The organism is Sulfurirhabdus autotrophica, assembly GCF_004346685.1.
In the GTDB taxonomy this organism is placed as follows: domain Bacteria; phylum Pseudomonadota; class Gammaproteobacteria; order Burkholderiales; family SMCO01; genus Sulfurirhabdus; species Sulfurirhabdus autotrophica.
Genome location: NZ_SMCO01000004.1, coordinates 75,946 through 90,112, shown reverse-complemented (window position 1 = coordinate 90,112; position 14,167 = coordinate 75,946). Strand labels below are relative to the sequence as shown.

11 protein-coding genes are annotated in these 14,167 nt (G+C 46.0%); 2 read left to right on the top strand and 9 right to left on the bottom strand.

The window, feature by feature from the left end; translation table 11 throughout:
- Nucleotides 1–11: 11 nt before the first annotated feature.
- From EDC63_RS06685 to EDC63_RS06645, 9 genes are all read right to left on the bottom strand, one after another.
- Entirely contained in the window at nt 12–806 is a 795-nt protein-coding gene (locus tag EDC63_RS06685; protein ID WP_223248206.1) for a polysaccharide deacetylase family protein, read from the bottom strand.
- Nucleotides 803–1,768, bottom strand: a complete 966-nt coding sequence (locus EDC63_RS06680; protein WP_124945757.1) for a glycosyltransferase family 2 protein — start codon at nt 1,766–1,768, stop codon at nt 803–805. The genes EDC63_RS06685 and EDC63_RS06680 overlap by 4 nt, the downstream gene beginning before the upstream one ends.
- Nucleotides 1,765–2,922, bottom strand: a complete 1,158-nt coding sequence (locus EDC63_RS06675) for a glycosyltransferase family 4 protein (protein ID WP_124945756.1) — start codon at nt 2,920–2,922, stop codon at nt 1,765–1,767. Before EDC63_RS06675 ends, EDC63_RS06680 begins: the two co-directional genes overlap by 4 nt.
- Nucleotides 2,919–4,766: a hypothetical protein gene (locus EDC63_RS06670; RefSeq protein WP_124945755.1), complete on the bottom strand. Its 1,848-nt coding sequence runs from the start codon at nt 4,764–4,766 to the stop codon at nt 2,919–2,921. Before EDC63_RS06670 ends, EDC63_RS06675 begins: the two co-directional genes overlap by 4 nt.
- Nucleotides 4,763–5,818 carry a glycosyltransferase family 2 protein gene (locus EDC63_RS06665; protein ID WP_124945754.1) on the bottom strand — a complete coding sequence of 352 codons (1,056 nt, stop codon included), beginning with the start codon at nt 5,816–5,818 and terminating at the stop codon, nt 4,763–4,765. Before EDC63_RS06665 ends, EDC63_RS06670 begins: the two co-directional genes overlap by 4 nt.
- Complete coding sequence (locus EDC63_RS06660; RefSeq protein WP_124945753.1) at nt 5,815–7,800, bottom strand: glycosyltransferase family protein; 1,986 nt, start codon at nt 7,798–7,800, stop codon at nt 5,815–5,817. Before EDC63_RS06660 ends, EDC63_RS06665 begins: the two co-directional genes overlap by 4 nt.
- 309 nt (nt 7,801–8,109) lie before the next feature.
- A complete protein-coding gene (locus EDC63_RS06655) occupies nt 8,110–8,889 on the bottom strand; it encodes a class I SAM-dependent methyltransferase (RefSeq protein ID WP_124945752.1) in 780 nt (259 codons plus the stop codon).
- A gap of 191 nt (nt 8,890–9,080) precedes the next feature.
- A complete protein-coding gene (locus EDC63_RS06650; protein ID WP_124945751.1) occupies nt 9,081–10,346 on the bottom strand; it encodes an ABC transporter ATP-binding protein in 1,266 nt (421 codons plus the stop codon).
- 2 nt (nt 10,347–10,348) lie between these two features.
- Nucleotides 10,349–11,167 carry an ABC transporter permease gene (locus tag EDC63_RS06645; protein WP_124945750.1) on the bottom strand — a complete coding sequence of 273 codons (819 nt, stop codon included), beginning with the start codon at nt 11,165–11,167 and terminating at the stop codon, nt 10,349–10,351.
- Nucleotides 11,168–11,829: 662 nt separating this feature from the next.
- Here EDC63_RS06645 and EDC63_RS06640 point away from each other — a divergent pair.
- Nucleotides 11,830–12,732: a hypothetical protein gene (locus tag EDC63_RS06640; RefSeq protein ID WP_124945749.1), complete on the top strand. Its 903-nt coding sequence runs from the start codon at nt 11,830–11,832 to the stop codon at nt 12,730–12,732.
- A gap of 98 nt (nt 12,733–12,830) precedes the next feature.
- Nucleotides 12,831–14,141, top strand: a complete 1,311-nt coding sequence (locus EDC63_RS06635; RefSeq protein ID WP_124945748.1) for a right-handed parallel beta-helix repeat-containing protein — start codon at nt 12,831–12,833, stop codon at nt 14,139–14,141.
- Nucleotides 14,142–14,167 lie beyond the last annotated feature (26 nt).

Sequence of the window (14,167 nt, the reverse complement as noted above, 5' to 3'; positions counted from 1 at the left end):
ATGATGAAGTATCAGGGGTGTTGTCTGCCAATTTTTGCTAACAATCGGTTCGCTGCATATTTAACTGCATGGCTCAAGCTGCCATCATTGCTACCCAGCGTAATTTTTCGCCGCAATGCAGCAGCGCTATCCGTGCCAAACACATCTAGCCTGCGCAACCTAAAACGATCAATATCCCTTCGATTGAAGCCTGGTTGTACAGAAAAAGCCGCACCATAACCTGCTTTCCGTACCGTTTGCAGTACGCGGTCATCATAACGCCCATAAGGATAAGCCAGATAATCTACTGGCTCGTTTAGCAAAGCTTGCAAATCTTCGCGTGCACCGGCCAGTTGATCATGCAGTGCTGTGTCATCCAGAGTAGGTAAATCTGCATGGTTGCGCGTATGTGAATGAAAGCTGAATTTTTGCATACGCAACGCTTGAATATGCGATGCGTCCATTAAGGGGTACGTATCCCCGCTTGGGTTATGCGATTCACACCAGGCATCTTGCTGACCAATCAACTGGCTGACCAGAAATACGGTGGCAGGCCATCCAAGTTCAGCCAAAACGGGTGCCGCGTGTTCATATACGCCTAAGAAACCATCATCAAAAGTGAGCAGGAAAGACTGGTCAGGCAATTCCACCGTTCCATCCAGCCAAGCGAAAAAATCATTGATCGATACTGCCTGCCAGCCAGCCCTTGCCAAGGTCTGTATGTGCTCGGAAAAACGCTGAGGGCTCACGCAATATTTGTGTTCCCACTCGTTATGCGCATCACCCACTCGGTGGTACATAAGCACTGGCACTCGCTCGGCACTCATGTGAACTTCTCTTTCAAATGATCAGCAGTTCTGACTAGCCACTGAAAAAGCGCACCCGGCAGAAGCGCAGGGATAAGATATTTCAGATCGCCCATTTTCCATATGCCCTGCACCAAAGCTCGGCGAAATAGTTTTTGCGCATCAATAAGATCACGCTGCCAATAGGCCTTATACGCTTCACGCAAAAGAAAACCATCAGATAGCTCATACACTTTATTTGCAGGCAAATGGGCGACTCTTTGAGGATTTTGTTGCACAAAATCACGCCTTACCTGCAAGGCATCCAGCACCTGCTTCCATTTTGTTTTGGAAATTTGCCCTTTATCATGCCAGCGATAAAAAGCCATCACTTCAGGTACCAGCGCAATATTCTGTGTATACGCATAAATCCGAAGCCATAAATCATAGTCCATGGCAGAAAAGCGCCTTTGGGAAAACCCATTGATCGCATCAATGACTTCACGTTTTACTAAAGCTGCGTGGATAGGCCAGGGGCATGAACGCAAAAACTCTGCCGCTGTATCCATCTGACTATAGTCAGGAGGAACATGGGGTTTTGTTCCGGGCGCACCTTTACCTACATTTTGCCAGCCACAATATACAAGATCGGCATGACTGCTGTTTAAAGCCGATAACAATTTTTCCAGTGCATCCAGCGTCCAATAATCATCGGCATCAAGAAAAGCAATAAGACCACCGCTGGCATGCTGCAAACCAAGATTGCGCGCAGGGTAAGGTCCCATACGATTCTGATAAAGCAACGTTATTCGCGGTGAATGCAGGTCAGCCAGCCGTTGCAGAATTTCTACACTGCCATCGGTCGATCCATCATCTACGACAATAAGTTCCACGTTGCCATAGGTCTGATTCATGACGCAATTAACGGCCTCCTCAACAAAAGAGGCGGCGTTATAGCACGGCATGACAACGCTAATGCGGGCGGGGGAGAAGGTCTCGCTCATTTCGTGAGTTTAACAGAATTTTGTTGGTAGATTGTTTCCACAATGTCCGCTACACGCACCCAGCTGAATTCACGCGCAAACTCTCTGCACCCTTCAGCGTTCAGATTGATTGTGCCTGACAGAAATTGGTTTAGGGCTGTGCTGATAGATATCAAATCAGGCTGCTCAACAAAAAACCCGGAACGGCCTTCCTCTACTGCCTCAGCGGCGCCTGCCAGCTTTGCAGCCAAGCTGGGAATACCACTTGCCGCAGCTTCAAGATAGACGATACCGAACCCTTCATGGCTGCCCGGGATGATGGAAGCCAACAATATGAACAAATCAGCTTTAGCATAAAGGGTGTGTAATTCCGAATCACTGACGCGGCCTACAAAACGCACACGTTCGCCAAGTTCCAGAGTATTTGCCAGCCTTTCCAGTTCTTGCCTTAGCGAACCTTCGCCAGCAATGATGTATTCAAATTCAAACTGATCTTTCAAAGTAGCTAACGCACGCAACACCAGATCCACATTTTTACGTTCTTCAGATAACCTGCAAACAGTGAGAAACTGTGGCACCTTGCCCTTTGATTCATGAGGGACTTCAAAAAAAGCCGGATCAACTCCTACCCAGGCAACGTGTGTTTTGTTAGTACAAGCTGGATATTTGGCAAGAAGCACTTCTGCGGTATAACGACTATTAGCGACTAATGCATTGGCTTTTGGCAAAGCCTTTGCCAGCATGCGTCTTGTCTTGATCCGCCATAAAGAGGACAAATTGCGCCAAGCCCATGACCGAAACCACCAAAATCCAGCTGAAGCAAAAGCCGGTCGCGCTGTGAGAGGGTAGGGCGCAAGAAAATCATTTCCATGCACGGATACTATTACAGTCCGGTTTTTCTCTGCTATCCAGGCGTGGCCCGCAGAAAGTGCGTGCCATACATCAATTGGCTCGTTTTTTAATTTAGGCCAATCCAGCCCCATACAACTTTGCAAAATAGGCTTGATTGTGACGCCTGGAGGTGGCTTGATGTCTGCCGATCTGGGTGGTGCATAAACAGTGATCTGCAAATTCTGCCTGCTACCCAATTCTCTGGCTAATTGCCATGCATAAGTTTCCACACCTCCGTGATCAGGCGGGAACTCCGATGTAATTAGACCAACGCGCAACTTCATGCTTCAATCCGCAGCCAACCCAAAGCGGGTATTTCTGTAGCTGAGACTGACCAGCCTTCAGGTATGGCACACAGCACTTTTCCCAGCTTGACAGGATATTTGCCCGTATTCACCACAAGACAGGATGCACGACCTGAACGGGAAACATTAGCCACGACGACACTTTTCAGCACAGCTTGGGGAACCCTATCTTTCCCTGCCTGCGCTTCAGCATTACCCCCCAGCAATGACGGCGGCAACCCGATGTTTTGCTGGACACACAAAATCAGTGCTTCTGAAAACATGGCGTCAATTTCTTGGTCTGGACCGTGCAAACTGAGCAAATACAGTGCTTCAGCATAGAATCCCAAGGCATAAGAGCGCCCTTTATGTTCCAGCCAACGCCGAGCAATACCCGTTTTAGCACAAAAATGAAGGATGCCCTTGATGTAAGGCATAAACGCTGCCCGCTGCGTGCCGTGTTCCGCACGTACAAGATCCATCAGGTTCACCGCAAGATAATCATAGGCCCATGTCTGCAAACTTAACTCGCGGTCGATATATCCACCCGGCATCACAAGCCGGGGAAACCGTGTTTTCAAACGAGGCAAACGCGGTACAAACACTTGCCATCCGATACGTTTCCACAAACGTTTCCATAGCGGCAACTTCTCCACTTGCTCGGTGGGCAGCAACGTCAGCGTGACTGCGGAGAATACCAGCCTGTAAAGCCATTCCATTGGGCGAAGTGACAACACTGTCTGGGCAGCCTCATAACCTGAATCAACCACTGTCGCATATTGGGTATCACCAGTGAGAATGCTGTAGCGGCTCAATGCAACTAAAGTATCGAGCTGAGTGTTAAGAACCAGCATATTTTGAGGAGACTTACCTAACGAACGCCTTGGCCACCATTTAAATGGCGCGTTGCGCATTCCCGCTTCACTCGTTTCAAGTTCATCGTGATAAAACCAATCTCCGATAGCTGTACGGTCAAACTTGTCGGAAATAAAATGCATGCCTCGTGCAAGCGCCGTTTTCACCACGGGGTCATCATCTTCACACAAACTATCCATCATCAGGTGCATGGCCGAACAATGCAGACGATAGTGGGACTCCATGCCATCAGTCCATTCACCATGGCGGAAACCACCGTCTTCACTTTGCCGCGACAGAACTGAAAGCAGCAATTGGGTTTTCAGTAATCCATAGATGCGCTTACCCGTCGTACGTTCCAAGCCTTCGAAAATCAGGTGCATGGCGTGCGCATCGTTCTCTGAACAAATACGCCGCCTATGCGGCCAGGCATAGCGATCTTCATACACCCATCCATTTACCAGATGACGATAAAGATCAGCAGGGTAGTCATATCGCGTGTGAGATCCAAGCAGAAAATAACCTTGCGTCTCAACCAATGCTAATGACTGCAATTCATCGATCAAAGCAAGGGTATCCAGCTTCCACAAAACCGCATCGACCACCCAACCCTGGGGGGCCGTAAAGGTAATTGTCACACCAGCTGAATCCAGATCAAAATCAACCCACTCAGCAGCAGCTTCGTCCAGAATATGGCCTTGTGGATTAATACGCCGCATTTTTGCCGTGGCAGGCATCCAGTAACTCGGCTCAGTGATGTCCCGGCTTTTCAGCATCCAGCCACCGGACTGACAGCGTTGCAGCGCAAAGCTGCCTTCCAGCTTTAAATGGATCGCATCATCTGCGCGCAGAAAAAAACATGCTGCACCGTCAAATATATCCCCTGTCTGTTGCAAGCCACCGGATTGAGTAGTGCCCCGCTGCCCATGCATCAAGCGCAAATGCGGATCTTTCTGAGACAAAAGCTGGTTGAGATTTAATTCAATCATTGTTTATTATTTTGCTTTGACTGTACGCGTTGCGCCGCCCATGCATTGCTCCAAACACGAACTGTATCAGGGCAATCGCCTAATCGACCATGCATGTAATCCATAATCGCCTGGCGTGCAGACAGATATTCCAGTCGAGAACCCTGTCCCAGCAATGCTTGGCCATAATCCTGTAAAGCCCATACAAAACGTTTGATAAATGAGATAGAAGGGTTGGCACCGACATGAAATTTTGGCAAAAGACGTCTTAAATTCTTTACCCATAGTCGCGACCGAGCAGAAAACGACGCATGCCTGCTGAACCAAAGTAACTCATTCCGAATACTAAAATAAGTGCGTAACGGCGAGGACTCACTTCCAAATGAGACGCCAATTTTGTGCCATATTTTCGCAGCAGGCACGACTAGATTACGCCAACCTGCTTTGCGGGCGTGAAAGCACCAATCCACTTCTTCCCATACCAGAAAAAATTGCTCATCAAGCAACCCGATTTTTCGCGCAACTTCTGTACGAAAAAACAAAGCTGCGCCGCAAGCATAGTCAGTATCGTGTTCGTTTGTACCCAGCTCAGATTCAATTGCACCTTGCCCCGGCCACTCCAACTGCAATGCCGATTCGTTCCAGCGGGCACCATCAAACCACACCACCTCTGGGTTATCGAAATACATCACTCTCGCGCTGAACACGCCTGCGTCTGGGTTGCGCCTGGCGGAGTCTATCAATTGCTCAATCAAGTCGGAAGCAACGGTAGTATCGTTATTCAAAACCAGCACAAAATCAGCTTTTTTTTCTAGCGCATAGCGAGTACCTACGTTATTACCCCCTGCATATCCCAAGTTACTTCCGGTTTCCAGCAAGACAAATGGGTAAGGACTTGCGTAAGCGCGCAACTTAACCAAAGAATCGTCTGTCGAGCCATTATCTACGACAACAACCTGGAAATTAGGATAAATAAGCGATTCTAACGAGCGCAGGCAGGCAAGCGTATCATTGGCACCATTCCAGTTAAGAATGACAATATGCGTAAGGGGTGAAGATTCAGGTGAAGTCATAAACTACCTATTAATTTGACGTGCCCCAGACTGTAAAAGCGCTCCCACTGGGTTTTATTATCCTCTGCCGTGATACGGATTGAATCATAACCGAACTTGATTACATTCTGCGGAACGTCAATAAGATGAGATTTCAATGCGCCTAGGGGTGCAGGGTATAGGGGAATACGAACCTGTGTAAGTATTTTGCCTTCACGCATAAAGGCAAAGGTATATTCATGCGCATGGCCAAGGGTAATTTCCACATGCTGCGCATGCTTGATCTCACCCAGCAATACATCCACCGAGCGCGTAGTGTAATTAAAATTAGCATGATAATAAAGCGTTCCCTCTGGGTTTGCTTTTGTTACACGATCCAAGCTAATTACCATCTTGTTTTCTAACGCTGCAGGGTAACCTGCAGCAGCTAAGTGTTGCCACCCGCCCAGATTCAGTTCGAATATTGCGTGCCAGCGGGAAGAGTCGAAAAGTGGAGCTCGTGTTTGCAGACTAACGAGGTCATACAATTTGGCGAGATCCGGATTTTCAATCTGATTTTTGCCGCTTTTCAGACTTTCTATATAACCCAGCGGCAGCGGTCGGCGAAAATGCCCCATACGCCAGTCCTCGCGAATTGCAGGTAACCGTGCAAGGAAAGGATCAGACAGCGCAACAGCGTCAACAATGTAGGCTTTTGGCCCGGCATGAAACCCGAGAAGACCGATTCCGCCATGAACAATTGGCGTACGTTCCCCATCTGCGTTCAATGCGAGATTCTTATAATCCTTCGGAAAAAACCCTGTAGCAGGTTTTCCTTCATCCAATCGGTTCCTATTTTGGCGCAAAAGTCCGGTGCGCCAGTAATAATCGGCTCGCGTATCGGAAACATCGTAGCCGTACCATGCCCGCTGGCTTGGGCCGCGCCCGTAGTCTTCATCACTCAGTAAATTTGGTGTCGCCGAGAGCAAACCGATTGCCATCAAAACAAGGCTGGGTGCGGTAGCTTCGGCCAGCGTAAGCGATTTCATCACCGGCAGCCGAATCAAAATAATGACCGAAGCGAGAAAAGGCACACTCAGGAAGCGCCCACCCATGAAATCACCCCCTACTTTGAGAGCGTAAACCATATATAACAGAATACCGGCCAGCAATGGTAGCAGGTGCCATGCGCGAAACACGGCAATCCCAAGGGTCGCCAGCAAAATGGTGATAAGCGTGACTGGGTCGGCGCTCAGGGAACCCATCAGGTAACCCAATCCTTGCTCCAGAAGTTTCAAGGCCCATACGCCGGTGCCTAGCTTCGCGAAGGCAGTATTTGGAACGAGGGAGCCATAATAGATAAGTGAGAATATTTCCCACAGTAAAAAGGGAACGAACCCCGCAAACAATAAAGCCAGTGTCCGCCAGGATAAGTGGCGAAAGAGTACGAATATCAGCGCCGGGGCATAGAGCAGACTACTGTCCATCCGGTTAAGCACTGCGAATCCGGCAATCAGGGAGAGTAAAAACAACCATCGGGATGATGCCAGATTTCTGGTTAGGAAAATCCAGTAAAACAAGGCGAGCAGTACATGGCTGAGGGGATTTTCAAGGCCGGAAGTTGAGTAATCCATGAATGCCTTGGACGAAATCACCAGCGCCAATGCGATGAGCCCAGCGGCAGGTGAGACGGGAAGGGATCTTGCAACGATCCACACACTCCAAAGTGACAGAAGGATCGAGCTCGTGATGCTGATAAGGTAAATGTCTCGAATAAAATAATACGGAATCGCCAGAAGCAGCGTCCACAGCACATTGGTGTATGTCTGCACACGCTCGGTCACGTTCCAGGTCAGGCCATAGCCGTTTACAACATTATCGATGGTGCGAAACGAAATATAAGCGTCATCGCAAATCCAGGCAGTACGCAAGAGAACTTCGGCAAACAAGACAAACAAACCCCATAAGGTAAATCGCAGCAAATCATCTTCAGATGTGTACTGAGATTCACGAGATTTAATCATGTCAGTGCTCGCACCGCAGGAAAAAATATGTGGGGATTAAAAATATGATATTCATTATTGCAAATATATGGTCAGGCACTTCAAACAAAAACCACGCCCTAATAATCTTGACCATAATCCTGTAAGGCCCGTAGTAGAAGTTTGATATAGGTGATCCCAAGTTCAGAGCTCATGTGATTTAAGTATAAGACGTCGCAAATCTCCCCACTACCGCAACTGCTAATGCGCAGAAAGTGACACTTGCCAGTTGAACCACAGCAGCTGACTTTTCCTCACCCCCCACGAGATAAATGGAAATAGCAATCAAACTTACCGATGCCCCACGATAGTGAACATTAATCGCTTGCCCCATTGAGTTCGCATCGAGAAAAACTTCGTCTCCGTTTTCTCAAACCCGAGAGTTCGAATGAATTTCCTTAAGATATCTGGAGAGAGACTCCACCAAGTCTCCATTGGTTCGCAAGTCTGGTGGTTTGGCAAGAAAGACATATACGGCAACCCCAGCCTCCTCATTATTTCAAATGCGAGGCTTTTTTCTCGGACAACTTCCGTGATTATCACAGTTTCTTGAGTCAAGCTTAGTGCGTTGTATAGCGCTAAGAATGGGTCACGTACATGCAGAAGGATGGATGTAAAAGTTGTTATATCAACATTGCCAATATCTCGTGGTATTGCATATATTGACCCGTAGACAACTTTTGCCTTTGAGTTGTGGGCGTTGTGGGCGAACCAAAACCCATTATTGAGCTTTCTAATATGAGCCTTGCGCTCTGCAATATGCAACTGTAACTTTTCTTCGCCAAACTTGGCGAATGGCACAATATCCCAAGATTGGTGCTCCGAAAGGTCGTAGCAAACTACTTCAGCTCCAGCTTTCTCCATCTCAAAACACAAGAAGCCACTCGCCGTACCCATCTCTAGGACTCGCTTACTTTTAAATTCGACTCCACCCAGATATTGCTGCACGTAGCTGCGAAGGTCCCATTCCCCCTCTACAACCCCATATTCGGGTATCTCCATAGTATGGTAGAAATAGCAATCATCAATATTAGTAACTATGCGCTGCTGGGTATAAATTTGATTTTGCATTTAAAGCTTCCTAAATTAACAAGTAAGTTAGTGAGTCACAGCCGGGGCTTATGATGTGCTATTGGCAATTCACTCGACACGATCAAGTTTAAAATTGGAATTTCAAGCAATACAGCAACTTCAGGTAGGCGAGCGCGCCCTTAGAGCTATAGAAGTTGCGGTTAATATGACATTAGAAATAAAAGTATAGCTCATCTTGCAGGAAAGCGAAGACGATCAGACATAGAGAAATGCGCACCTTGCAATGTCCATTCCACTGGCACAGCAACAAGTCGAAGTTCATCTTGCAGCGGTGCGTTCATTGTCTTTGCTTTCACATTAAAGAATACGAGACTTTCTCCATGAAACACGACGCGCCCACGCTGATCAATCACTGCAAAACGAATCCCGTACGTACCAGGCACCAAAGGATAAACCGGTATAAACTGTTCAATTTCGTGGTTTCCTGCGGGAAATTCATGGGACTCTCCCAGAACCGCAGTTGATTCGCCAGTAAGATAAACAAAGTCTGTGGTGTGCGTTCCAACGTGAAATTCAGGATTAGATAAAGGCTGCTTTAACGTAAAGCGTATGCGTATCCATAAAGCGCTCCCTTCCGCAAAAGAATCAGTTACCTCCCCTTGAGGATCAAGCACGTTAACTTCAACATTATCTATCTCACCAGACGAAATAATACGCTTTGAGCTGTCTTTCGCTTTTTGATCACGGATTGTCTGGTTACTTAATTGATAAAACTGATCGCAAGTTTTATGGGGATCGCCATCATGAATGATCGAGCCGTGGTTCAACATCATTACGCGAGTGCACATCCTTTCTACTTGGCGGATGTTATGGCTGACGAGTAAAACGGTTCTTCCCTGCCGCCTGATAACATCCTCCATCCGGTCGAAGCATTTTCGTTGGAACGCCAAATCTCCTACGGCCAGCACTTCATCCACAATCAGAATATCTGAGTCCACACTGGTGGCGATAGCAAACCCAAGCCGCACGGACATGCCTGATGAATAGCGCTTGATGGGTGTATCAATAAATTCTTCAAGCTCTGCAAAAGCGACGATATCATCAAACTTGCGATCTATCTCACGCTTGGAAATACCCAGAATAGCGCCATTAAGGTAAACATTTTCACGCCCGGTGAGCTCCCCCACCAAACCTGCACCGACTTCGATCAGCGGTGCCACTTTGCCTTTGACGGTAATGCTGCCACTTGAAGGCTTTGAAATGTTTGCCAACAGCTTGAGCATCGTACTCTTACCCGCTCCATTGTGGCCGATAATCCCAACCACTTCACCCTTCTCTATACTGAAGTTGACATTATCCAGTGCCTTGAATGGCAGGCGCTTTTCAACTTCCTGGCCAGTAACTCTTCGCCATTGGTTTAGCGCCGCTGTCTTTATGCTGTGTATCTGCCCTAATTGATATTCTTTGGTAACGTGGTCAACTTGAATAATAGACATGGTCAGATTACATCCGCAAAATAAGACTCAGCACGCTTGAAGAAAAGAAAGCTCAAGGGAAGAAGAATCGCGATCAGGATCATGCCAGGTAACATGGCCATTAAATCAGGCGGCTGATTTCTCAGAACAACACTTTGGAATGCATCGATAACTCCTGCCATAGGGTTAAGGGTATAAATTGTATAAGCCAGATTCGACCACTCACCAGCTGATTGTTGCACCAGCAATTTATCTTTTACAAGTTGCAATGGGTAAATCACCGGTGAAGCATACATCAACAAAGATAGTAAAACCGGTAAAGCCGTGCCCACATCTCGGTAGTAAACATTCACGGCCGCGCCGACAAAAGCGATGCTAAGTGCAGCCAGAATAGTATAAAAAATGATGAAAGGAACCCATAAAATATAAATACTCGGGACAAAGTGATACCAAATCATCATTCCGGCGAGAATGAAAAAGCTGATACCAAGCTCTACCAGTTTAGTAATAACGGCCGTAAGAGGGAAAATCTCTCGTGGAAAATAGATTTTTTTGATCAGATTTGAATTGCCGACAACGCTGACTACGCCTTCCGACGCTGCCTCTTGAAAAAACACCCATGGCATTAGTGCTGCAAAGGTCAGCAGGGGATACGGAATAGTGCCGCTGTCGATACCGACAAAACTCTTGACCACCGTAAAAATCAGCATGAGGGTGAAAGGCTTCACCACTGCCCATGCAATGCCCAAATAGGCCTGCTTATAGCGTAATGTGACATTTTTCCAAGTGAGTACCGCCATCAACTCCCGGTATTCGTATAAATTTTTTAAGACTGAAATCATTTATATACTGCTTCCTAGCGCTGAGTATTCAATACTTCATCAAATGGGCAACAGAATTGCATCATCCGGCCAAATTAAGACCGGTTACATTATCACTACAAAATCGTTGATTTCACCCGAAGTTACTAATTAAATCAAAACAAACTCGTAGACCAACATCATTATTATTTAAATATTGGATTTTATTCTATCAGAATAGCTTACCAATGTTATGAATGAAAGCCATATTGCTACTTTTTATCTCACCCCTGAAACAAATTGGCCAGATTTAAATTTACCCTGATTTATTTGCGCGGTTTCCACTTGCAACCTGTTTATGCATTATCTTCGGTTAACGTGCTCACAATTCAACATTGCATATCCCTCAATTCAATATACGCCAAGATCTGAATAAATTTTTCATGGCATAGGGAAGAACGCTTCGTCATCAAAATGCATCATGCCGAAAGCATATTTTGGTCTTAATAGCTGAAAATATCGCATATCAATAATATCTCACAGCTTGTTTCAGCAAAGACATGATTGCAATGAATTCCTTAATATGCAATATTTAACACTCAAAAAATACTTTACGCTGATTCATCAATATCCGGCAACACTTGTAAAAATACTAACAACTCAACTCTATAAACGCGGTAAAAGCAAAATGGAAAACGGCCTAAATGTTTTATAGCCTGAAAGATAAACTCCGTAGAAAATGGTTTGCATCTCAATGCAAAGGCATACTTAAAACACCCCCGGTTACTCTTGAACGTAACTGTAATTTAGCAGTATTGAGCCAACTGCAGCACAAGGATGTGCTCATGTTTTTGCTTGCACTTAAATCTTTTGCCCGGGAAGTGCCCATTGGCCACGTTTATCTGCTCAATGATGGCAGCCTCACAGAAAGCGATATAAACTTATTACAAGCGCATATACCAGAGCTTTCTTTTTTTGAATTGAAGGATTTTCAAGGAACATCCTGTCCCCGAAGAGGTTGCTGGGAAAGATTGCTTGCCATTGCTGAACTGGTCAAAAAATATTATGTCATTCAACTGGACAGTGACACTTTGACTATCGGTGCAATGCCGGAACTGGTCGAATGTGTGAAACAAGGCATTGCCTTCACCATTGGCACATGGGATAACCAGACAATTGAAACCATGGAAGAAAGATGTACCACCGCCAAGACCAGAACACCTGATGCCTCATCACATGTACAACTGATGGCAGAAGCCAGTTTAGATAAACTGAAATCATATAAAACGCTACACTACGTCAGAGGATGTGCCGGTTTTGCAGGATTTCCTCAAAACTCCTTCACCAAAGATTTCGTTGAGGGCATTTCAAATGAAATGCACGCTGCCATCGGTTCCAAATGGAGCGAATGGGGTAGCGAACAAGTGATGTCGAACATTGTAGTCGCCAATATTGCCAATGCTTCCGTACTCCCACACCCAAAATACAGTGATTGCAAAAAAATGAAACTGCCCCAAACGGTGTTTATCCATTTTATTGGTAGTTGCCGATTTAACACGGGGGTCTATGCAAACCTTGGGATAAACATCATAAAACAACTGAATTAAGGTGCGGCATAACGGCCCTGGAATTTATTGATAGCTCATCTCACGCTTTAAAGGTCCTTAACAAGATGAATCATAAGTCAAAAAATCGACAGAAAATTATGATTCAAAGTATTGCATTCATTTTACTTGCGTTCTCGCAAACACTATCAATTGCGCGCATTTTTTCAGTTACCCCGAAAAATTATTTTACTTCCTTAAAGTATTTGGAGCCTGGTGATACGCTATTGTTGCAGCCTGGCAATTATCTGAAAGGTCTCCCCATCCACCGAATAAATGGGGAAGCAAATCAGCTTATCACCATTACTGGCCCCACAAATGGACCTCAGCCTGTATTTATCGCTAGACAAGGGCACAACACCATCAGCATCAACAATACCAGTTATATTGTGATTCGTAATCTGGAACTGGATGGACAAGGTTTCCCTGTCGATGGCGTAAAATGTGAAGGCAACGCCGAGTGGGCTCATCACGTTACCTTGGAAAATTTGGTCATCAAAAACCATGGCAATAATCAGCAATCGGTTGGCATCTCGACCAAGTGTCCTGCATGGAACTGGGTGATCCGAGGGAACACCATTCTTGGAGCAGGCACGGGAATTTACCTTGGAAATTCAGATGGCAGCGCACCATTTGTGGCAGGCTTGATCGAATTTAACCGAGTTGCAGATACTATTGGTTATAACTTGCAAATCAAACACCAGAATCCTCGACCCGATATTGCCGGCATGCCAACTGAATCTTCTACCACGATTATCCGTCACAATTTATTCAGCAAAACAAACAATGGTGCTACCGGCCCCTTGGCAAGACCAAACGTGTTGGTGGGCCATTGGCCACTGAGCGGCCACGGAACTACAGATCGTTATGAAATATATGGTAATTTTTTTTACCAGAACCCTACTGAGGCACTGTTTCAGGGAGAGGGAAATATTGCACTTTACAATAACCTGTTCATCAATGATGATGGCAATGCTATCCGGATACGGCCACATAATGATATTCCACGCGCCATAGCTATTTTCTACAATACAGTGATCGCTTCTGGCACTGGGATATCGATTACTATTGGGCCTGAAAGTGAAGGCTTTACCCAAAAAGTAACTGCTAATGCCGTATTTGCCAAGCAGCCTATTGTCGCAAAATGGCAGAAAAGCAATATCACTGACGCACGCCTGATCGCTGCGAATTATCTTGTCAGACCATTTGTAAAATATACCGAAATAAATCTTTACCCCAAAAAAGGGCAATTAAAATTGCAAAAGCTGGATTCCAGCATTTTTAATGCTTTTACGGACGGGGATAAAGATTTTAATGGTCGAAAACGGGAAGGTCTATATTGCGGAGCTTATAGCGGTGACGGTAGAAATCCGGGTTGGATACCAAAACTAAGTGACAAAATCCCATTTTAATGGACAGGCAACAGGATGTCGCGAAT

Bases quoted from the DNA above. Each gene is read 5' to 3' on its own strand.
- EDC63_RS06650 (WP_124945751.1), bottom strand. From the start codon at position 10,346: ATGTCTATTATTCAAGTTGACCACGTTACCAAAGAATATCAATTAGGG.
- EDC63_RS06685 (WP_223248206.1), bottom strand. From the start codon at position 806: ATGAGTGCCGAGCGAGTGCCAGTGCTTATGTACCACCGAGTGGGTGAT.
- EDC63_RS06670 (WP_124945755.1), bottom strand. From the start codon at position 4,766: ATGATTGAATTAAATCTCAACCAGCTTTTGTCTCAGAAAGATCCGCAT.
- EDC63_RS06665 (WP_124945754.1), bottom strand. From the start codon at position 5,818: ATGACTTCACCTGAATCTTCACCCCTTACGCATATTGTCATTCTTAAC.
- EDC63_RS06660 (WP_124945753.1), bottom strand. From the start codon at position 7,800: ATGATTAAATCTCGTGAATCTCAGTACACATCTGAAGATGATTTGCTG.
- EDC63_RS06635 (WP_124945748.1), top strand. From the start codon at position 12,831: ATGATTCAAAGTATTGCATTCATTTTACTTGCGTTCTCGCAAACACTA.
- EDC63_RS06675 (WP_124945756.1), bottom strand. From the start codon at position 2,922: ATGAAGTTGCGCGTTGGTCTAATTACATCGGAGTTCCCGCCTGATCAC.
- EDC63_RS06645 (WP_124945750.1), bottom strand. From the start codon at position 11,167: ATGATTTCAGTCTTAAAAAATTTATACGAATACCGGGAGTTGATGGCG.
- EDC63_RS06680 (WP_124945757.1), bottom strand. From the start codon at position 1,768: ATGAGCGAGACCTTCTCCCCCGCCCGCATTAGCGTTGTCATGCCGTGC.
- EDC63_RS06655 (WP_124945752.1), bottom strand. From the start codon at position 8,889: ATGCAAAATCAAATTTATACCCAGCAGCGCATAGTTACTAATATTGAT.
- EDC63_RS06640 (WP_124945749.1), top strand. From the start codon at position 11,830: ATGTTTTATAGCCTGAAAGATAAACTCCGTAGAAAATGGTTTGCATCT.